This is a genomic window from Azospirillum doebereinerae (genome assembly GCF_003989665.1).
In the GTDB taxonomy this organism is placed as follows: domain Bacteria; phylum Pseudomonadota; class Alphaproteobacteria; order Azospirillales; family Azospirillaceae; genus Azospirillum; species Azospirillum doebereinerae.
In genome coordinates this window covers 53,211-72,227 of sequence record NZ_RZIJ01000012.1, presented here as the reverse complement: position 1 = coordinate 72,227, position 19,017 = coordinate 53,211, and the positions used below count along the sequence as shown (strand labels likewise).

Annotated in this window: 19 protein-coding genes; 14 read left to right on the top strand and 5 right to left on the bottom strand. The window is 69.3% G+C overall.

Translation table 11 applies throughout. The features are described 5' to 3' along the window. Positions 1-114 precede the first annotated feature (114 nt). The 3 genes from EJ913_RS15995 to EJ913_RS15985 form a co-directional block, all read right to left on the bottom strand. Positions 115-387: a hypothetical protein gene (locus EJ913_RS15995; protein WP_126999610.1), complete on the bottom strand. Its 273-nt coding sequence runs from the start codon at positions 385-387 to the stop codon at positions 115-117. 110 nt (positions 388-497) lie between these two features. Next, the gene (locus EJ913_RS15990) at positions 498-1,511 is read right to left on the bottom strand and encodes an inorganic phosphate transporter (protein WP_126999608.1); all 1,014 of its coding nucleotides are present in this window, start codon (positions 1,509-1,511) and stop codon (positions 498-500) included. 10 nt (positions 1,512-1,521) lie between these two features. Beyond that, positions 1,522-2,166: a DUF47 domain-containing protein gene (locus EJ913_RS15985; protein WP_126999606.1), complete on the bottom strand. Its 645-nt coding sequence runs from the start codon at positions 2,164-2,166 to the stop codon at positions 1,522-1,524. 211 nt (positions 2,167-2,377) lie between these two features. On the opposite strand from EJ913_RS15985, the gene EJ913_RS15980 reads away from it, so the two are divergent. The 3 genes from EJ913_RS15980 to EJ913_RS15970 all read left to right on the top strand — a co-directional run bounded on the left by EJ913_RS15980 (position 2,378) and on the right by EJ913_RS15970 (position 3,802). Next, positions 2,378-2,905 (top strand): hypothetical protein, encoded by a 528-nt coding sequence (locus tag EJ913_RS15980; protein WP_126999604.1) that lies wholly within the window; start codon positions 2,378-2,380, stop codon positions 2,903-2,905. Between the two features lie 296 nt (positions 2,906-3,201). Next, positions 3,202-3,450, top strand: a complete 249-nt coding sequence (locus EJ913_RS15975) for a hypothetical protein (RefSeq protein WP_126999602.1) — start codon at positions 3,202-3,204, stop codon at positions 3,448-3,450. 79 nt (positions 3,451-3,529) lie between these two features. Further along, complete coding sequence (locus tag EJ913_RS15970; protein WP_126999600.1) at positions 3,530-3,802, top strand: hypothetical protein; 273 nt, start codon at positions 3,530-3,532, stop codon at positions 3,800-3,802. Between the two features lie 103 nt (positions 3,803-3,905). Here the strand turns inward: EJ913_RS15970 and EJ913_RS15965 are convergent, their stop codons facing one another. After that, positions 3,906-4,154: a hypothetical protein gene (locus EJ913_RS15965; RefSeq protein WP_126999598.1), complete on the bottom strand. Its 249-nt coding sequence runs from the start codon at positions 4,152-4,154 to the stop codon at positions 3,906-3,908. 306 nt (positions 4,155-4,460) lie between these two features. Between EJ913_RS15965 and EJ913_RS15960 the strand changes: the two genes are divergently transcribed. The 5 genes from EJ913_RS15960 to EJ913_RS15940 all read left to right on the top strand — a co-directional run bounded on the left by EJ913_RS15960 (position 4,461) and on the right by EJ913_RS15940 (position 9,021). Beyond that, positions 4,461-5,633 (top strand): DNA polymerase IV, encoded by a 1,173-nt coding sequence (locus EJ913_RS15960; RefSeq protein ID WP_126999596.1) that lies wholly within the window; start codon positions 4,461-4,463, stop codon positions 5,631-5,633. Positions 5,634-5,704: 71 nt separating this feature from the next. Further along, complete coding sequence (locus EJ913_RS15955; RefSeq protein WP_126999594.1) at positions 5,705-6,016, top strand: YgaP family membrane protein; 312 nt, start codon at positions 5,705-5,707, stop codon at positions 6,014-6,016. A 111-nt stretch (positions 6,017-6,127) separates the two neighbouring features. Continuing rightward, positions 6,128-7,906, top strand: a complete 1,779-nt coding sequence (gene ggt, locus EJ913_RS15950) for a gamma-glutamyltransferase (RefSeq protein ID WP_126999592.1) — start codon at positions 6,128-6,130, stop codon at positions 7,904-7,906. A 189-nt stretch (positions 7,907-8,095) separates the two neighbouring features. After that, positions 8,096-8,491 carry a hypothetical protein gene (locus EJ913_RS15945; RefSeq protein WP_126999590.1) on the top strand — a complete coding sequence of 132 codons (396 nt, stop codon included), beginning with the start codon at positions 8,096-8,098 and terminating at the stop codon, positions 8,489-8,491. Between the two features lie 122 nt (positions 8,492-8,613). After that, positions 8,614-9,021, top strand: coding sequence for an RT0821/Lpp0805 family surface protein (locus EJ913_RS15940; RefSeq protein WP_126999588.1), 408 nt, complete (start codon positions 8,614-8,616; stop codon positions 9,019-9,021). Positions 9,022-9,058: 37 nt separating this feature from the next. On the opposite strand, the gene EJ913_RS15935 is transcribed toward EJ913_RS15940, so the two are convergent. Further along, positions 9,059-9,490: a response regulator gene (locus EJ913_RS15935; protein ID WP_126999586.1), complete on the bottom strand. Its 432-nt coding sequence runs from the start codon at positions 9,488-9,490 to the stop codon at positions 9,059-9,061. A 344-nt stretch (positions 9,491-9,834) separates the two neighbouring features. On the opposite strand from EJ913_RS15935, the gene EJ913_RS15930 reads away from it, so the two are divergent. The 6 genes from EJ913_RS15930 (at position 9,835) to thiD (ending at position 18,898) form a co-directional block, all read left to right on the top strand. Beyond that, positions 9,835-10,533, top strand: a complete 699-nt coding sequence (locus EJ913_RS15930) for a LuxR C-terminal-related transcriptional regulator (RefSeq protein ID WP_126999584.1) — start codon at positions 9,835-9,837, stop codon at positions 10,531-10,533. Between the two features lie 129 nt (positions 10,534-10,662). Continuing rightward, the gene (locus tag EJ913_RS15925; RefSeq protein WP_126999582.1) at positions 10,663-12,417 is read left to right on the top strand and encodes a response regulator; all 1,755 of its coding nucleotides are present in this window, start codon (positions 10,663-10,665) and stop codon (positions 12,415-12,417) included. Further along, entirely contained in the window at positions 12,414-15,371 is a 2,958-nt protein-coding gene (locus tag EJ913_RS15920) for a PAS domain S-box protein (protein ID WP_126999580.1), read from the top strand. The genes EJ913_RS15925 and EJ913_RS15920 overlap by 4 nt, the downstream gene beginning before the upstream one ends. Positions 15,372-15,458: 87 nt before the next feature. Next, the gene (gene folP / locus EJ913_RS15915; RefSeq protein ID WP_126999578.1) at positions 15,459-16,610 is read left to right on the top strand and encodes a dihydropteroate synthase; all 1,152 of its coding nucleotides are present in this window, start codon (positions 15,459-15,461) and stop codon (positions 16,608-16,610) included. 126 nt (positions 16,611-16,736) lie between these two features. Beyond that, positions 16,737-18,101, top strand: a complete 1,365-nt coding sequence (gene glmM, locus EJ913_RS15910; protein WP_126999576.1) for a phosphoglucosamine mutase — start codon at positions 16,737-16,739, stop codon at positions 18,099-18,101. Continuing rightward, the gene (gene thiD / locus EJ913_RS15905; protein WP_126999574.1) at positions 18,098-18,898 is read left to right on the top strand and encodes a bifunctional hydroxymethylpyrimidine kinase/phosphomethylpyrimidine kinase; all 801 of its coding nucleotides are present in this window, start codon (positions 18,098-18,100) and stop codon (positions 18,896-18,898) included. Before glmM ends, thiD begins: the two co-directional genes overlap by 4 nt. Positions 18,899-19,017 lie beyond the last annotated feature (119 nt).

Below are 19,017 nucleotides of genomic sequence, written 5' to 3'. Positions count from 1 at the left end.
GGGTCTGGAAAGTCGCGCCGGAAGCGATGACGACGGCTTTGAAGCCGGCCTTTCCGGCCGTCATCCCCGAGGACGCATGGGCCGGTGTTTCAAAGCCCTTGGTGCGGGCGACGCTCAGACCGGATCGAAGACGTGCGGGAAATGGGCCAGACGGCGGCCGAACAGACCGGCGGCCGACGCGGTGCCGGATTTGCCGCGCGCCTTTTCGGTCGCGGGCGCCGCGGAGACCGGACGGGAGCGGCGCTCCTCCTCGCCGGGCGGGGCGTAGAAATGCAGGGTCAATTGACCGTTGGGCTCGGCGGCGTACGGCAAACCGGGGGCCGTCCGGCGCTCGGTGCCCGGAAGAACATACTGCTCGCCTTGATCGGTGCGCTCGATGTGCGGCATGACCGGTGTCCTATCTCGACCCCGGTGATTCTGCCGTTCCCGCCGCTCCGGGTCAAGGCCATGCTTGCGTGCGAACGGTCCAACCCGTTCGCACGCCTGTTTTTAATCCTCTAGGACAGCAGAATCGCCGCCGCGACGAGGTAGGCGACGTAGGCGACCGCGCCCGAGGCCGGAATCGTCAGCACCCAAGCCCAGACGATTCGGCCCGCCAGCCCCCAGCGCACCGCCGAGGTGCGGCGGGCGGACCCGACTCCGACGATGGCGCCGGTGATGGTGTGGGTGGTCGAGACCGGGATTCCCAGCCACGTGGCGCCGAACAGCGTGATGGCGCCGGCCGTCTCCGCGCAGAAGCCCTGATAGGGTTTCAGGTCGGTGATGCGCGACCCCATGGTGCGGACGATGCGCCAGCCGCCCATCAGCGTGCCCAGCCCCATCGCCGCCTGACAGGCCAGGATGACCCAGAAGGGAACGTAGAAGGTCTCGCCCAGCATGCCCTGGCTGAACAGCAGAACGGCGATGATGCCCATCGTCTTCTGCGCGTCGTTGCCGCCATGGCCCAGGCTGTAGAGCGCGGCGGAGACCAACTGCCAGTGGCGGAACTGGCGGTCCACCGCGAAGGGCGGCGCCTTGCGCAGCGCCCAGGACAGGATGAGCACCATCAGCAGCGCCAGCACCAGGCCGATGGTCGGCGACAGCACGATGGCGATGGCGGTCTTGAAGAAGCCGCTGCCGACGATGGCGCCGGTCCCCGCCTTGGCGATGCCGGCCCCGGCCAGCCCGCCGACCAGCGCGTGGGAGGAGGAGGACGGCAGTCCCAGCCACCACGTGAACACGTTCCAACCGATGGCGCCGGTCAGCGCCCCCAGGATCACCGCCGGGTCGATCACCGAGGGCTGGACCAGCCCGGTGCCGATGGTGGTGGCGACGTGCAGGCCGAAGAACAGGAAGGCGATGAAGTTGAAGAAGGCCGCCCAGGCGACGGCCAGTTTCGGGGACAGCACGCGGGTCGACACCACCGTGGCGATGGAGTTCGCCGCGTCGTGCAGGCCGTTGATGAAGTCGAAGGCCAGCGCCACCACGATGATGAAGGCGAGCGCCGGCAGGCCGAGTTGCAGGGCGTCCATCGGGCGGGTCTCAGACCTGATCGAGCGTGATGCCCGCGACCAGATCGCCGACGTCGTCGCAGCGGTCGGTCACGGCCTCCAGCATCTCGTACAGCTCGCGCCGGCCGAGGAAGGCGATCATGTCCGGGCGTTCGGCGATCAACGTCTGGAGCGCGTTGCGCAGGATGTCGTCGGCCCGGTCCTCGATCTCCGACAAGCGGTCGCAGAGCTGGCCGATGCGGTCGGCGTTGCGGGCGATGGCGCCCAGCAGCGGCATCAGCTCGACCAGCAGGTCGCCCTGCTGCCGGATCAACGTGACGAAATTCCGCATCGGCGCGTCGAATTCGGTGATCCCGTAGAGGCCGGCGTGGCGCGGAACCTCGTCCATCAGGTCGATGGCGTCGTCCAGCGCGTTGATCAGCGACAGGATGTCGGAGCGGTCGAACGGCGTGATGAAGGCGCGGTGCAGGTCGCGCCCGGCGTCCTTGGCGATGTGGTCGGCGTCCTTCTCGACCTTCTTCAGCGCGGCGACGCGTTGCGGGCGCTCGTCCGGCGGGGCGTCCATGACCGCTTCCAGCGCGGCGGCGGCGGCCACGATGTGGCGGGCCTGCTCGACGAACTGGTCGACGAAGCGTTCCTCCTTCGGCATCAGCGAACGGAATGCGCGGAGCAGCATGGGACGATTTCTCATTGTGTGGGCGTGAACGAACGGGCTGCTCATAGCACGCTTCGCGCCGCGGTGCAGCGGCGGCTGTCATCGTTTCGTCACAAAGCTGCCCGGCGCGGCGGCGCGGTCTCGCGCGGGCTTCCCATGGGCGGGGCGGGCCATGGACAGGGGCGGGGGTCCATCCCACATGTGCGGGGCCGTTGAACAGGGATCGCCAGACATGAAGACCGCACGCGCCACCACGACCGCCGCCTTGTCCATCGCCGCTCTGCTTGCCCTGGCGCCGATGGCCGCCAAGGCGCAAGGCGCCGGGCCGGGGACCGCCGCCGATCCGGCCGGGAACTGCAGCCCGACGGTGTCGGCGGCGCTCGGCACCTGGGACAGCGGCATGGCCGCCGCGGCGTGGCTCGGCGACCGCGCCGTGGCGGTCGCCCGCGAGAAGGGGCGCGAGTATCTGCTGCCGCTGCTGGGCATCGATCCCAAAACGCCGCCGTCCCAATCCGATGCCGAAGCCGGCAGGACGACCGACGACGTGGCGCGCGAGGTCGAGGCCAGCCGCGACGATCCCAAGCGCCGCGCCGCGCTGTGCGCCGCCATCACCAGCGCGGCGAACGAGGCGCGCAGCACCGCCGGGGCCGGTTGGGACGCGCTGAAACGCGCGGTCGAGGGCTTGCGTCCGACGGCGCCCGCGACACCCAACCCACCCGCGACGACGACGCCCGAACCGGGCGGGCTGATCAAGACCTGAGGCGTAGCCGCCGAAGTCATGAATCGGCATCGTGAATCAAGGGGGGACGGGCGTCCGCGTCCTCCCGAATTCGCCGGACCGGCCCCGCGAAAAAATCACAGGCGGAATAATCGCGCAGCGCCCATGTTCACTTCCGCAAAGACCTTGGGGGTCGGTTCAGAGTGGTGCGGCAGATTTGCCATGGCTCCGGATTTTGTCACAATCCACGACCATGGTGCCGGTTGCCGAACCTATCACCTACGTCTAGGTTGTTCGTGTAACCAACGATCACCCCTCCAGCGGGGAAGGTGCCATCCATGAATCTGCACGGTCTGGCCAGCGATATGGTGCGAACCGCTCTGGCCTGCGAAAGGACGCTCCCTGGACGGGCGAGCGCCGACGATCACGATCTGGCCTTGTCCATGATGAAGGAACCGGACATCGCCTGGCACGTTTGCGAAACCTACGCGCGCGCCGTAAGGGTCCCCGTCGAGGACCTGCCCGTCAGCCAGCTGCGCGGTCTCATCAGCGACATTGTCCTGTCGAAGCTTCCCCGTTACGACTGAGTTTCTCGATCCCAGGGGCCGGAGTCATCCGGGAGTCCTTAGAACTCCCCCCATCCACATATCCTCTTGTGGTGCCGCCATGGCGATCGAACTTCATTCCTTCACCGTCACTCTGGCTGTCGCCGACCGATCGGGTTGCGCCAGCGCCGCCGAACACCGCGCCCGCGTGTGGAAGGCCGTCTCCGAACTGTCGGAGGCGGTGCGCACCGCCGGCATGGCCAAGGAAGCCCGCTTCCGTGGCCAGGACCGCTGCGGCCACGTGTTGTTCGAGGCGACCGACACCGGGGCCGCGTTCCTGCGCGCCCTGCCGGCCATCGCCCGCGTCGACACCGGCCGGGCCGCCCCGCACTGACGACATCCAGCACCGAATTCAGCACTCACTCAAAGATTTGCGCCGCACTCCTCGGACAGGGGAGCGCGGCGCTAATCCTGTTTCGACCTCCTGATTTCGGTCCTCAGCGCACGCCGTGGCGCAGGGGGTGGACGTTGCTTTCGGTTTCCGCCTCTTCCATCGGGCGGACCTTCTTGAGCTGAACCACGAAGCGTTCGGCGCCGTTCTCCATCACGGCGATCCCGGTCAGCCCATGCGCCCAGTCGCAGGGGACGACATGGATTTCCTTGATGGTGGCGGATCCTGCCGCGAGCTCCGCGCGGTCGAGAACGACGTCTCCGACCCGAAATCCCAAATACGCGTCGATCAGCATTCTGTTGGGCGTCCGTCTTCCGTTTCAGGCGTCGTCGGAATCGGCCCTTCTGGCGGGCCGACCGTGACACCCCATCTTGCCACAGATTGTGCCGCGCGCGACGCTTTCCCACGAAAATCGCCCAAGCCCCTCCTTTCGCCCTCGTAGGGGCAGGGCCGCTGGCGAGCGCCGGGCACTGTTTCGACGCCATCCTCCACCGCATCACCGCCCCGCCATGTTCCGTTTTCGTACCCGAAGGCTGGCCCGCCAAGCCAAGCTTTGCTAGGCTGCGCTCCGAACGCCGGAGGGAAAGGAGCGCGGCACGTCATGACCGGATCCGCGCTCTGCCGCGACTGCGCCGCCGCCGTGCGGGGCGATTCGCCGCGCTGCCCGAAATGCGACAGCCGACGGCTGTTCCGCCATCCGGAACTGCACGCCCTGCCCATCGGGCACATCGACTGCGACAGCTTCTACGCCACGGTGGAGAAGCGCGACCGGCCCGAACTGGCGAGCCTGCCGGTGATCGTCGGCGGCGACGACCATCGGGGCGTGGTCGCCGCCTGCTGCTACGTCGCCCGGATGTCGGGGGTGCGCTCCGCCATGACGATCCGCGAGGCGCTGGACCGTTGCCCCGACGCGACGATCATCCGGCCCAACATCGCCAAATACAAGGAGGTCGGCCACCAAGCCCGCGCCATCATGGAGGCCTTCACCCCGCTGGTCGAGCCGATCAGCATCGACGAGGCCTATCTCGACCTGACCGGCGTCGAGGAACGATTGAGCATCAGCCCGGCCCAGGCCCTGGCCGAAATCGTCCACCGTTTCGAGCGGGATCTGCGCATCACCGCCTCCATCGGCCTCAGTTACAACAAGCTGCTGGCGAAGATCGCCTCGGATCTCGACAAGCCGCGCGGCTTCTCGGTGCTGGGGCGGGCCGACGGCGCGGCCTTCCTGGCGCCCAAGCGGGTCACCATCCTGTGGGGTGTCGGCCCGGCGCTGGAACGCCGGCTGTTCACCGATGGCATCACCCGTGTCGGCGACCTCCAGGACAAGGACGAGCATTGGCTGGTCAAGCGCTACGGCGCCATGGGCCGGGTGCTGTTCAACTTCTCGCGCGGCGAGGACAACCGCCGGGTCCAGCCGGAATCGGTCAGCAAGAGCGTCTCGTCGGAGGAGACCTTCGACTGGGACGTGACGACCCTGTCGGCGCTGTCCCAGGAACTCCGCCCGCTGGCCGAGAAGGTCGCCCGCCGGCTGGAGCGCGAGGGGCTGCTCGGCCGCAGCGTGGTGCTGAAGCTGAAGACCAGGGATTTCCAGCAGCTGACCCGCTCCCGCCGGGTCGAGCCGACCCGTTCGGCCGAGACCATCCTGGCCGCCGGCATGGCTCTGCTGGAGCGCGAGGCGGACGGCCGTGCCTTTCGCCTGATCGGCATCGGCTGCACCGACCTGACCCACCCGGACAGCGCCCCCGATCCGGAGTTGGACCTGTTCGGCGCGTAAGAGGCATGGAACCGGACGGCGGCCCGCCCGTTGGAACAGGCGAGTTTGCAACGCACACCAACGGAGTTGCCATGAGCGCCCAATCCACCATCCGTGACACCTACGACAGCGTTTTCCAGGGGAACCAGAACCTCGGCATGGGCGAACGGGTCGTCTCGACCGGCCTCGGCCTGGCCGTCGCGGCCGGGGGCCTGCGCAAGGGCGCCAGCATTTCCGGCGCGATCATGGGCCTCGTCGGCGCGGCGCTGGTCGCGCGCGGGATGAGCGGCCATTGCCCGCTGAAGGAACGACTGGAGGGCGGCGGCCACCAGGACCGTCTGGATCATCACGACCAAGAGGACTCGCGCGATAGGGCCTACGCCCCGATGGCCGAACTGCGCTGAGTTCTCCCTTTGCGCTTGTGTCCCCTCTGCGGAAGTTGAATCGCGCGGCAACCATGCCGGGTGTATCATCCTGAGTTTCCGGTCCCCCGTTCCGCTCAGGAGATCCCCGGCATGACACCCCCCACCGCCCGGCTTCTGCCGGTCGCCGCGCTGGCCTCCCTGCTGGCGCTCGGCCTGTCCGCGCCATGCTTCGCGCAGGCCGTGTCCGCGCCGGCCCAGCCCACGGCGTCCGCCCAGCCTTCGGTCCGCTACGACATCGGCTACGACATCTTCTATCCCGTGCGCGCGCAGAACGGGATGGTCGCGTCGGAGCACCGGCTGGCGACGGAGGTCGGGGTCGCCACGCTCAAGCGCGGCGGCAACGCGGTGGACGCGGCGGTGGCGGTCGGCTTCGCGCTGGCGGTGGTGCTGCCCAACGCCGGAAACCTCGGCGGCGGCGGCTTCATGATCGTCCACGACGCCAAGAGCGGCCGGGACGTCGCCATCGACTTCCGCGAGATGGCCCCGGCCAAGGCGTTCCGCGACATGTATCTGGACGGGCAGGGCAAGGTCGTGCCCGACCGCTCGCTCTACACCCATCTGGCGGTCGGCATCCCCGGCACCGTCGCCGGCCTAGCCCACGCCCAGGAAAAATACGGCACCCTGCCGCTGGCCGAGGTGATCGCCCCCGCGATCAAGCTGGCGCGCGAGGGCTACGCCGTGACGCCGCAGCTTGCCGGACTGCTGGAGGTCGAGCGCGACCACTTGGCAGCCTGGGGCGCCACCCGCGCGGTCTTCTTCAAGGCCGAGCGTCCCTTGCGCGTCGGCGAGACGCTGGTGCAGGAGGATCTGGCCAAGTCGCTGGAACTGATCGCCGCGCAAGGGGCGAAGGCCTTTTACGAGGGGTCCATCGCCGAGAAGATCGCGGCGGAGATGGCGAAGAACAACGGCTTCATCACCGCCGACGACCTCAAAAGCTACAAGGTGGTGGAGCGCGAGCCGGTCAGCGGGACCTACCGGGGCTACACGGTGAAGTCGATGCCGCCGCCCAGTTCCGGCGGGGTGCACATCGTGCAGATGCTGAACATCCTGGAACGCTACCCGTTGAAGGAACTGGGAGCCGGCAGCGCCCAGACCATCCACCTGATGGCCGAGGCGATGAAGCTGGCCTTCGCCGACCGCTCCGAATATCTGGGCGACCCGGACTTCACCAAGGTCCCGGTGAAGGGCCTGACCGCGCGCGCCTACGCGGACGAGTTGGCGGCGAAGATCGACCCCGACAAGGCCACCCCCGCCAGCACCATCAAGCCCGGCAAGCCGGCGCCCTACGAGAGCGACCAGACCACCCATTTCTCGGTCGCCGATTCCCAGGGCAACGTGGTCAGCACCACCTACACGCTGAACCTGAACTTCGGCAGCGGCATCGTCGCCGAGGGGACCGGCATCCTGCTGAACAACGAGATGGACGACTTCTCCGCCAAGCCCGGCGTCCCCAACGCCTTCGGGCTGATCGGCGGCGACGCCAACGCGGTCCAGCCCTTCAAGCGCCCGCTCAGCTCCATGTCGCCGACCATCGTGCTGAAGGACGGCAAGCCCTGGCTGCTCACCGGCAGCCCCGGCGGCAGCCGGATCATCACCACGACCCTGGAAACGGTGATCGACCACATCGACTTCGCCATGAACCCGGCCGAGGCCGCCGCCCTGCCGCGCGTCCACCACCAATGGACCCCCGACGAACTGCGGGTGGAAAAGGGTCTCAGCCCCGACACGGTCAAGCTGCTGGAACAGAAGGGACACAAGGTCGCGGTCAAACCGACCATGGGCCGAACCCAGACCATTCAGCTCCGCGACGACGGGCTGTACGGCTTTTCCGACCCGCGCAACCCGGACGGCATGACCGCCGGCTATTGAGCGGCCCCGCCCAAGCCGGGGGAATTTCCCGTATACAAAGAATCCCACTCGTGCTTTTGTAACCGCCGGTCTATACCGGAAGCGTAAAATTGCCGAGTCCTCAAGGACTTTTCGGGATAGGGCAACGGAACAGTTGGCGAGGGCCGGTCGGTCGGCTAGCCTTCGAAGGAGCAAACTGGAGCAGCAGCCGTGGACAAGGCCTTGGTCGAAAAGAACCGTGAATGGAGCTATCAGCGCGAGGGGAAGGCGCCCGCCGCCATCCGCGTCGCCGATTTCGAGCGTGAGGGAAAGCGCATCGTCGCGTTCCTGGAACAGACCGACATCGCCAAGACGCCGGGTGCTCCGCAGGCCGCCGTGAACGACTGGCCACGCATCGCCGAAGCCTACGCCCAGGAGCAGGGCGTCCCGCTGAGCGACATCTATTGGTACGAGATGAATCCGCGCCGTTTCGCCAACGGCCGTCCCAACGTGTCGGAATACCTGCCCAGTCGCCGCGAATGGCGGTTCGAGACCAGCCTGCCGCTGGCCCGTGCCATCGTCGAGCAGTTGGGCTTCGATCCCGACAACCTGCCGCTCGACATCTGAGCGGCCTCCATCCGGGTTCGAAGAGCCGGGATACGTGAATCCGCCCCCTGTCGCTCCCCCGCGCTCCGGTGTATGATGCCCGTACACGTGTGTGATCGCGGGATGCGATCGGGAGACGGATCATGACTGCGGTGCGTCGGGGCTTGGCCCTGGGTGCGTTGGCCGTTGCGGCGATGGCCTTGGCGATTCCGGGCAGCGCCGCCGCGCGCGGGTCGGTGTCGTTCGGAATCGGGGTAGGGCCGATCTTTCCGTCCTATGGCTATTACGAGCCGCACCGCCATTACGGCCCGCCGCCGGTGGTCATGTACGCGCCGCCGCCCCCGCCGGTGGTGGTCTACGGGCAGCCGCCCGCCGTGGTCTACGCGCCGCCGCCATCCGTCGCGGCCGACCCCACCGGTCCGGTCTACCGATCCGCCAACGGGCAGCAGTGCCGCGAATACCAGAGCACGATCCTGATCGGCGGCCGGCCGCAGCCAAGCTTCGGCACCGCCTGCCTGATGGCCGACGGCACGTGGCGTATCGTCAATTGAGAATTGTCACCTGAATCCAGGGACCGGGCTCACGCCATCATGACGCGAGCTTGTTTTTCTGGTGCTCGTCGATCAGGCGCCCGGCTTCCTTGATCAGCGCCGCGAGGTTCAGCGGCTTCTCGAACGCGGCGTCGGCCCCCAGCAGGCGGGCCATGTTCGGCAGCTCCATGCGCAGCCGGATGCTGCCGCCGGACATGGCGATCAGCGGCGGGCGCGACGGCATCGCCTGCAGGCGCACGATCACTTCGTAACCATCGGCTTCCGGCATGATGATGTCGGTCACGATCAGATCGACCGGTTGTTCCCCAAGCGCGGCGAGGGCGGCCTTCCCGTTCGTCGCCTCCCGCACGCTGAAGCCGGCGCGGGTGAAGGCGGTGGCGACCATGTTGCGGAAATCGGGATCGTCGTCGACCAGAAGGATGTGCCCCGCCTTGGCCTTGGGCCTCACTTCGTACAGGGTCATTTCCATGGCGCCGGTCTCCGCGTCTTTCACGTTGGGCAGTGCCCCCGTCCCGGGAACCTGCATGCTTCCATCGTCACCGGACCCGCCGGAAACGCCTCGTTCCATGGGGTAAGTATAGCGGGTGGTGGTACCGCGTGCGGGAGTGGCGAGGGATAGGTCCGCCGGGAAATCGGATAAGGGGAGAGCTATCCCTATGCGGGACGAAGCCCGCCGGCCGGAACGCCGTGGTCGTAGAAATTTAATGTTTCAGGGTGAGTATCCCTGTCTAATGCTATCATCCGAACCGGTCCGAAAGTCGGATGCCGGCACGACGGAGACGGTGGGCCGGAGACCGTGGGCGGAGGCGGTGGATGAAGATTCTGGTGGCCGACGACCACCCCCTGTTCCGGGACGCGCTCGAGCTGTCCGTGCGTCAGGCTTGGCCCGACGCGGAAGTGGTCTGCGTCGGGTCGCTGGACACGCTGACGCCCGAACGCTTCGACCTGATCGTGCTCGACTGGCGGATGCCAGGCCTCGACGGCGGCAATTCGCTGACCCATGTGCGGCGGGCGGGTGTCGAGGGGCCGGTGGCCGTCGTCACCGGCGACGAGGATCCCGAAACCGCGCTGGAGGTCCTGCGCTGCGGCGCCCAGGCCTTCCTGCCCAAGACCACGCCGCGCCGGACGCTGGCGCAGGCGCTGCGGTTGGTCGCCGAGGGGGGAAGTTGCGTGCCCCGCGAGGTGGTGCTGGAACTGCTGGCGCTGGGCGACGTGCCGGTCGATCCGGACGAGGCGGAAGACGCGCCGGATGGCGCCATCGACGGCGACGGCACCCTGTCGGCCCCGCTGACGGAACGGGAAGGGCAGGTGCTGCGGATGCTGGCGACCGGCTCCACCAACAAGGAGATCGGGCGGCAGCTCAGCCTCCAGGAGGTGACGGTGAAGCTGCACACCCGCCGGATCCTGCGCAAGCTGGGCGCCCGCAACCGGACCGACGCCGTCCGCCGCGCGCAGGAGGCCGGCCTGCTGACCCACGCCCTGAGCCATGGCCTGAGCCCGGCCTCGTCCTGACGGGAAAAAAAGTTACGGGCACGAACCATACGGGTCGATCCTGAGGCAAGGGGCGGCTCCATGGCGCGCTAGGATGCGCGAACCGGGCGCGGATGATGTTTTCCGCTGTCCCTCTTCCACGAGTGATCGATGATCCAAACTCCGCCGCCCGACCTTCTCGAAGACAAGCCGGTCCGCCTGTGGGGCTGGAACGTCGTGGCGCCGGTGGTTCTGGCGCTCGGCGTCGGGGCCGGAACGCTGTGGTTGGCGCCGGCGGCCGTGGGGCGCGAGACCCTGTCCTGGATCGTCGCCGTTTCGATCGGGCTGGCCGCCGCCGGGCTGCTGGCCGCCGCGACCGCCCATGGCGCGCTACGCCGCCGCGAGCGCGACCAGCGGCGCGCGCAAGCGCTGGCGGCATGGCGCGCCGACGCGTCGCTCGACGACTCTCTGGACGACGCGTCGCTGGACAGCGGCGAGACGGTGCCGGAGAACGCTCCCAGCCTCGACGACCTGCGCGTCCTGCTCCACGCGTTGGAGGATGCGGCGGTCCTGCTCGATTCGGACGGCTGGGTGCTGGCCGCGAACCCGGCCGCCGTCGCCGCTCTCGGCGCCGCCGCCGCGCCGGAAATCCGGTGGGACGACGAAACAATCTGGCCGGCCGCCCTGGTTCTCGAACGGCTTTCCCTGCCGGGCGGCGGCGCGGTGATCGTCGGCCGCGACCCGCTGCGGGAACGGCTGCGGACCATGCAGCTTGAAAACATGGACGCGATGGCCGAACTGGCCGGCGCCATCGTCCACGACGTCAACAACACGCTGGGGGCCATCGCCGGCTACGCCGACTTCCTGGTGACGGACCTGCCGGACGGAAGCCCCCAGGCCGATTACGCCGCACGCATCCTGCGCGCCATCGACCACAACAAATCGCTGCTGCGCCGGGCTTTGTCGGGATCCCGCGCCGCCCCGGTGGACATGAGGCCGACCACCGCCGACCATGTCCTGGGCAGCGCGGCGGCGGAGTTGCGCGCCGCGCTGCCGCCGGACGCCGCCCTGTCGCTGCGCGAAGCTCCCGATCTGCCCGCCGTTCCGGGCAACGCGGCGGTGCTGGCGCACGGTCTGGCGCTCCTCGGTGCGGAACTCCGGGGAACGGGGGACGCCGCGCTGGGGCTGCGGGCCATGCTGTGGGACGGGACGGTCAATCCCGCCGTCGCTCCGGCCGGTTGGCAGGTCCATGCCCCGCTGCTGCCCCGGCGGCGCCCGCACGTGATGTTCGAACTGCGCATCGGCGTGGCCCCGCGCCCGATCCCCGCGCTGCGCGCCACCCTGGACCCGTTGCTCGCCACCCGCAACAAGGCTCGCCAGGCCGACGCGGAGCCGCCGCCCGCGCTCACCTCCGTCGCGCGCTGGCACGACGGCGGACTGGTCGTCTGGACGCACCCCGCCGAGGGCACGCTGGTCCGCCTTTTCGTGCCGCTGGCCGCCGATCCGGCCCCCAGGGTTCCGCCGGAACCCAAGCCCGAGGCGCCCCCCGCCGCCCTGCGTTGCCATGTGCTGGTCGTCGACGACGACCCGGCGATGGGCGATTGGCTGGCGATCAGCCTGGAGCGGCTGGGCTGCGAGGTCGCGGTCTGCGAAAGCGGCGGCGAGGCGCTGGAGATCGTGATGGACGAGCCGGAGTCCTTCGACGTCGTGGTCGCCGGCCCCTCGGCCGGCGGGATGACCGGCCCGGCGCTGATCGTCCGGCTGAAGGCGCTGCGCCCCGAGTTGTCGTGCGTGCTGTGCGGCGAGCCGGCGGGCGAGCCGCATGTCGGTGCCGTGCCGGCCGATCTGTTCCTTCCGCGTCCGCTGAACATCGCCGGCCTGACACGCGCGGTCGCCACCTTCGCCCCGGCGGAGCGCTCGCGATGATCCCCCGCCGCCAGCACCGCAACTTCTCCATCGCCGTCTGGATGGCGACGCTGGTCATGACCGCCGCGCTGTGGATGGCCGCCCTGATGCTCGCCCATCACGACGGCGAGGAGGCGATGGAGCGGGCCGAGCGGGACACCGGCAATCTGGCGCGCGTCGTCGCCGAACACACCACGCGCGCCATCGCCGAAGCCGACCAGATCATGCTGTTCCTGTCCGACGAGTTCCATGACCACGGCCCGATGCTGGGCGAGGATGTGGAGTGGCTTTTCCGCCGCGCGGTCCATCGCTCCAACCTCCTGATGCAGATCGCCATCGTCAACGAGAACGGCGATCTGGCGCACACCACGGTGGAGGAGCCCTTTCGCATCGTGAATCTGGCGGACCGCGAGCATGTCCGCATCCACATGGAGCACCCCAACGTCGGTCTGTTCATCGGCAAGCCGGTGGAAGGGCGGATGTCGGGCAAGTGGGCGATCCCGCTGACCCGGCGGCTGACGCGCGCCGATGGAAGCTTCGCCGGTGTCATGATGGCCCTGCTGGATCCCTTCTACCTCAGCCGGACCCTGGATATTCTAGACGGCGATACCGAAGGCATGGTGTCGATCGCCGGCAAGGACGGGATCCTGCGGGCGCGCTCCGGGCTGACCGACAAGATCATCGGCCGCGACCTCAGCGCGTCGGCGACGCTGGTCATGTCGCGGCGGCAGAACGAAGGCTTTCTGCGCACCACCAGCGCCATCGACGGCGTCGTCCGCCTTCAATCCTTCCGCGTGCTGGAGGATTATCCGCTGCTGGTCACCGCCGCCTATGGGGAACGCGCCTTCCTGGTCGAGACCAAACACAATCAACGGCTGTACATGATGAGCGCGGCGGCCAGCATGCTGGGGCTGTTCGGCCTGGCGCTGCTGGCGACACGGCAGTCCGCCCGACTCGCCGCCGCCGGCCGCAGCCTGATGGACAGCGAGCAGCGGTTCCGCGATCAGGCGGAGACGGCATCGGACTGGTTCTGGGAGACGGACGCGGATCTGCGCTTCTCGCGTCTGATCGGGCCGCTGGTGCCGCAGACCGACCGGGGCTCCGTGCCGCTCGGCATGCGGCGTGACGAGGTCGCGTTCCGGGAGCCGGGCGACGAAGCCAAATGGGCGGAGCATCAACGCCAGTTGGACCGTCGTGAGCCCTTCCGGAACTTCCGCTATCAGGTGATGACTGACAACGGCCTGCGCTACGTCAGCGTCAGCGGCCGCGCGGTGTTCGACGGGGACGGCGTCTTCACCGGCTATCGCGGATCGGCCACCGACATCACCGAGCGTGAGCTGTCCGCCCAGCGCCTGCAAGCCAGCGAGGCGCGCTACCGCGCCATGTTCGGGGCGGTGGCCCAGCCGATCATCACCATCGACGAACACGGCGTCGTCGGCGCCTTCAACCCGGCGGCGGAGCGGCTGTTCGGCTTCGGCGCGGCCGAGGTCGTCGGCGGGACGCTGCGGCGGCTGATGCCGGCCGAACTGGCCGACATCCACGACAGCCGCATGGAGGCCTACCGGACCGGCAAGCTCGAACCGCCGAAATCCGGAGTGCGCGAGATGCGGGGCTTGCGCAAGGACGGCAGCGAATTCCCGGTCGAGGTCACGCTGGCCGGCTGGCGCGAGGGCGAGCGGCAGTATTTCACCGGCGCGATGCGCGACATCACCGCCCAGCGCGAGATCGAGGCCAGCCTGCGACGTGCCAAGGAGGCCGCCGACCACGCCAACCGCATGAAGGGCGAGTTCCTGGCGACCATGAGCCACGAGATCCGCACGCCCATGAACGGCGTGCTGGGAGCGCTGACGCTGGTGGACGGACCCAACCTGGACCAGGAGCAGCGCCGCTTGCTGGAGGTCGCCCGGCGGTCCGGCAACGCCCTGCTGACGATCCTCGACGACATCCTCGACCTGTCCAAGCTGGAGGCCGGCAAGGTGGAGGTCGAACCGGTCGATTTCGACCTGCGCGCCATGCTGGAGCATACCGTCGCCCTGCTCCAGCCCTCGGCGTCGGGGCGCGGTCTGGGCTTCTCGCTCGACGTGGCGCCGGGGGTGCCGGCGCGCGCGCGGGCCGACGTGCGGCGCATCCGTCAGGTTCTCGTGAACCTGATCGGCAACGCGCTGAAGTTCACCCACCGCGGCGCCGTCACCCTGCGCGCAGGGCTGGACGAGGCGCCGAAACCCGATGGCGGCTTCCTGCTGCGCTTCGAGGTGGTCGACACCGGCATCGGCATTCCGGGCGATGTGCTGCCCACCCTGTTCCGCCGCTTTACCCAGGCCGACGGCTCCATAACCCGCAAGTTCGGCGGCACCGGGCTGGGGTTGGCGATCAGCCGCGAACTGGTCACGCTGATGAACGGGCGGATCGGTGCCGTCAGCATCGAGGGCAAGGGCAGCACCTTCTGGTTCACCGTGCTGTGCCACCCGGCGGCGGCGCCGGAGGAGGTGCCGTCGATGGCGCCGTCCCCGCCCGGCATCCTCGCGCCCTCCGTGAACGGGCTGCGGGTGCTGATCGCCGAGGACAACGAGATCAACCGGGACATCGTGGTGGCGATGCTGCGCCGGGCCGGCCATCGGCCCATCGCCGTGCCGGACGGCCTGCAGGCCGTCCGGGCGCTGGAGGAGGAGAGCTTCGACATCGTGCTGATGGACGTGCAGATGCCGGTGATGGACGGCATCACCGCGACCCGCCACATCCGCGCCATGCCGGAGCCCGCCTGCGGCATCCCCATCGTCGCGCTGACCGGCAACGCCATGCCCGGCAACGAGACGGAGTATCTGGCGGCCGGGATGAACGCCTATCTGAGCAAGCCCATCGTGTCCGCCGCCCTGTTTCGCACCCTGACGGAAGTCGCCGCCTCCCGCCGCCGGCCGGATGCCGCCTCCACGCACGCGGAGGACGCTGCGCCCCCGGCCAGCGTCCCGGCGCTCTGACCCCGCACTGCCCCCCCCGACGGCCTTGCACCAAGCGCCCTGCCGTGCCACGAACGGGGCCTGACGCTTTCCATCCAGGGTTCGATCATGCCGCCCGCCCCAAAGACTCCCGCCCAGAAATCCGCCGCCGGCTCCCTGGCGTCCTTCTGCCCCTGGGCGGCGGAGGAGGGTGTACGGGTCTATCTGCGGCCGGTCGGGCTGATGCCGGTCGCCGCCTGGGCCAAGGGAGCGGCCGTTCCGCTGGCCGGCGGGCGCTTCTCCTTCGCCACGGCGGAGTTGATCGTCCGGCAGGGGAGCCGGCAAGGCGAACGCATCGAGCGCGCCTTCGCGCCGTTGTCGGAGATTCTCGCCTGGGGTTGGGAGCGCTCCCGCGCCGTCGCCGAGACGCTCGACCGGCGGCTCGGCGCGCTGACCCGCGCCCGCGCGCCCTTCGGCGGGGTGGATCCGGGACGGCCCGCCATCATGGGCATCGTCAACGTCACGCCCGACAGCTTTTCCGACGGCGGCGACTTCCTCGACCCCGGCGCCGCCATCGCCCATGGCGAGGCTCTGCTGGCGGCCGGGGCCGACATCCTCGACATCGGCGGCGAGTCCACCCGCCCCGGCTCCGCCCCGGTCGCCCCGGAGGAGGAGGAGGCGCGCGTCCTTCCCGTCATCCGCCATTTCGCGGCCAAGGGCGCCGTGGTGTCGGTGGACACGCGCCATGCCCGCGTCATGGCGTCCTCCATCGGCGCCGGAGCGCGCATCGTCAACGACATCGCGGGCTTGAGCGACCCGCTGGCCCTGCCGGTGGTCGCCAAATCCGGGACGCCGGTCGTGCTGATGCACATGTTGGGGGAACCCGGCACCATGCAGCGCGATCCCCATTACGCCGACGCCGCGCTCGACGTGTTCGACTGGCTGGAGGAGCGGGTGGCGCTTTGCGCCGCCGCCGGGGTGCCGCTGGAGCGCATCGCGGTCGATCCCGGCATCGGTTTCGGCAAGACGGTCGAGCACAACCTCGCCATCCTGCGCCACACCGCGCTGTACCACGCGCTGGGCTGCGCCGTGTTGATCGGGCTGTCGCGCAAGGCCTTCATCGGCCGCCTGTCGCGTGGGGAACCGCCCAAGGAGCGGCTTGCCGGCTCGCTCGCCGCCGGGCTGGAGACGCTGAACCAGGGCGCGCAGATCCTGCGCGTCCACGACGTCGCCGAGACTGCGCAGGCCCGCGCCCTGTGGGAGGCTCTGCACCCCCTGTAACCCTTTCGTCCGGGCCTGGACGCGGGTCTTGACCGCGCACGGGCTAAGGAGTGAAAAGGAACACTTTAGGTTTTCCTGTTGGCCTTTCGCGGGGCCGTCGAGCAACGTTCCATCACCGAGGTTCTCATGACGCGACACCTGTTCGGCACCGACGGCATCCGCGGGACCGCCAACATCGACCCGATGACCGCCGAGACGGCGTTGCGCGTGGCGATGGCGACGGCGCTCCAGTTCCGGCGCGGCTCCCACCGCCACCGCGTGGTGATCGGCAAGGACACGCGCCTGTCGGGCTATCTGCTGGAACCGGCGCTGACCGCCGGCTTCATCTCGATGGGGATGGACGTGGTGCTGGTCGGGCCGCTGCCGACCCCGGCGGTCGCCATGCTGACGCGGTCTTTGCGCGCCGACATGGGCGTCGTCATCTCGGCCTCGCACAACCCCTACCAGGACAACGGCATCAAGCTGTTCGGTCCGGACGGCTACAAGCTGTCCGACGACGTGGAGGCCACCATCGAGGCGCGGATGGGCCAGCCCTTCGCCCCCGACCTCGCCGGATCGGCCGATCTCGGCCGCGCCAGCCGTATGGAGGACGCGACCGGCCGCTACATCGAATACGTCAAGAACACCTTCCCGCGCGGGTTGCGGCTGGACGGGTTGAAGATCGTCATCGATTGCGCCAACGGCGCCGCCTACAAGGTGGCGCCCAAGGTGCTGTACGAACTGGGGGCGGACGTGATCCCGGTCGGCGTCTCGCCGGACGGCACCAACATCAACAAGGGCTGCGGCGCCACCGCCACCCAGACCTTGCAGGAGCAGGTCGTCGCCCATGGCGCCCATCTCGGCATCGCGCTGGACGGCGACGCCGACCGTCTGATCATGGTGGACGAGGCCGGGCGCCCGATCGACGGCGACCAGCTGATGACGTTGATCGCCTGCTCCTGGGCCGGCGCGCAGACCCTGCGCGGCGGCGGCGTGGTGGCGACCGTCATGTCCAATTTGGGCATGGAGCGCCACCTCGACGGGATCGGCCTGCATCTGGCGCGCACCCCGGTCGGTGACCGCTACGTCGTGGAGCTGATGCGCGAGCGCGGCTACAACGTCGGGGGCGAACAGTCGGGCCACGTCGTGCTGTCGGACTACTCGACCACCGGCGACGGACTGATCGCGGCGCTTCAGGTGCTGGCGGTGCTGATCCAGACCAACGGCAAATCGGCCAGCGAGGTCTGCCGGGTCTTCGCCCCGGTCCCGCAGAAGCTGACCAACGTGCGCTTTTCCGCCGGTTCCAAGCCGCTGGAGGACGCCGTGGTGCAGGAGGCGATCCGCGACGGCGAGGGCCGGTTGTCGGGCAGCGGGCGCTTGCTGATCCGCAAGTCGGGCACCGAGCCGCTGATCCGCGTGATGGCCGAAGGCGACGACGAGGGGCTGGTCAACCAGGTCGTCGGCGACATCGCCGAGGCCATCCGCCGGACCGCGCTGGAGGCGACGCGATGAAAGGCCGCGTCCTGATCGTCGCCGGCTCGGATTCGGGTGGCGGCGCCGGCATCCAGGCCGACATCAAGGCGGTGAGCGCGCTCGGCGCCTACGCCGCCACGGCCATCGCCGCGCTGACCGCGCAGAACACGCTGGGCGTCCACGGCGTGCTGGCGATCGACCCGGCCTTCGTCGCGCTCCAGATGAAGGTGGTGCTGGAGGACATCGGCGCCGACGCGGTGAAGATCGGCATGCTCGCTAACGCCGCCGTCATCGACGCGGTGGCGGGGGAATACGAGGCCCAGGGCGGCAACGTGCCGCTGGTCGTCGATCCGGTGATGATCGCCAAGAGCGGGCATTTCCTGCTGGAGCCCGACGCGGTGCTGACCCTGCGCAAGCGCCTGCTGCCGCTGGCCTGGATCGTGACGCCCAACCTGCCGGAGGCCGAGGCGCTGACCGACGTGCCGATCCGCGACCTGAACGACATGCGGCAGGCTGCGGCGCTGCTGCTGAGCTTCGGCCCGAAAGCGGTGCTGCTGAAGGGTGGGCATCTGGAGAGCGACCGGCTCTACGACCTGCTGTTGACCGAGGACGGCGAGACGGTGTTCGAGGGCAGCCGGGTCCACACCCCGCACACCCACGGCACCGGCTGCACGCTGTCCTCGGCCATCGCCGCCGGTCTGGCGCAGGGGTTGAACACGCATGACGCGGTCGCGCGGGCGCGGTCTTATGTTGAGACCGCGATCCTCACCGCGCCGGGGCTCGGGCATGGGCATGGCCCGCTGAACCACCTGCACACGGTGCGGGAGTTTCCGTAAGCGCGGGGTGCGGCTTGCCCCCTCCCTAACCCTCCCCCGCTAGCGCGGGAGAGGGGACTGCCGCTGCTCTTCCGCAAAGCTCCTGCCCCCTCTCCCGCGAAGCGGGGGAGGGATGGGGA

Bases quoted from the DNA above. Each gene is read 5' to 3' on its own strand.
- EJ913_RS15925 (WP_126999582.1), top strand. From the start codon at position 10,663: ATGATCCAAACTCCGCCGCCCGACCTTCTCGAAGACAAGCCGGTCCGC.
- EJ913_RS15975 (WP_126999602.1), top strand. From the start codon at position 3,202: ATGAATCTGCACGGTCTGGCCAGCGATATGGTGCGAACCGCTCTGGCC.
- glmM (WP_126999576.1), top strand. From the start codon at position 16,737: ATGACGCGACACCTGTTCGGCACCGACGGCATCCGCGGGACCGCCAAC.
- EJ913_RS15970 (WP_126999600.1), top strand. From the start codon at position 3,530: ATGGCGATCGAACTTCATTCCTTCACCGTCACTCTGGCTGTCGCCGAC.
- EJ913_RS15940 (WP_126999588.1), top strand. From the start codon at position 8,614: ATGACTGCGGTGCGTCGGGGCTTGGCCCTGGGTGCGTTGGCCGTTGCG.
- EJ913_RS15935 (WP_126999586.1), bottom strand. From the start codon at position 9,490: ATGGAAATGACCCTGTACGAAGTGAGGCCCAAGGCCAAGGCGGGGCAC.
- ggt (WP_126999592.1), top strand. From the start codon at position 6,128: ATGACACCCCCCACCGCCCGGCTTCTGCCGGTCGCCGCGCTGGCCTCC.
- EJ913_RS15930 (WP_126999584.1), top strand. From the start codon at position 9,835: ATGAAGATTCTGGTGGCCGACGACCACCCCCTGTTCCGGGACGCGCTC.
- EJ913_RS15990 (WP_126999608.1), bottom strand. From the start codon at position 1,511: ATGGACGCCCTGCAACTCGGCCTGCCGGCGCTCGCCTTCATCATCGTG.
- EJ913_RS15980 (WP_126999604.1), top strand. From the start codon at position 2,378: ATGAAGACCGCACGCGCCACCACGACCGCCGCCTTGTCCATCGCCGCT.
- EJ913_RS15995 (WP_126999610.1), bottom strand. From the start codon at position 387: ATGCCGCACATCGAGCGCACCGATCAAGGCGAGCAGTATGTTCTTCCG.
- thiD (WP_126999574.1), top strand. From the start codon at position 18,098: ATGAAAGGCCGCGTCCTGATCGTCGCCGGCTCGGATTCGGGTGGCGGC.
- EJ913_RS15920 (WP_126999580.1), top strand. From the start codon at position 12,414: ATGATCCCCCGCCGCCAGCACCGCAACTTCTCCATCGCCGTCTGGATG.
- EJ913_RS15960 (WP_126999596.1), top strand. From the start codon at position 4,461: ATGACCGGATCCGCGCTCTGCCGCGACTGCGCCGCCGCCGTGCGGGGC.
- EJ913_RS15985 (WP_126999606.1), bottom strand. From the start codon at position 2,166: ATGCTGCTCCGCGCATTCCGTTCGCTGATGCCGAAGGAGGAACGCTTC.
- folP (WP_126999578.1), top strand. From the start codon at position 15,459: ATGCCGCCCGCCCCAAAGACTCCCGCCCAGAAATCCGCCGCCGGCTCC.
- EJ913_RS15955 (WP_126999594.1), top strand. From the start codon at position 5,705: ATGAGCGCCCAATCCACCATCCGTGACACCTACGACAGCGTTTTCCAG.
- EJ913_RS15965 (WP_126999598.1), bottom strand. From the start codon at position 4,154: ATGCTGATCGACGCGTATTTGGGATTTCGGGTCGGAGACGTCGTTCTC.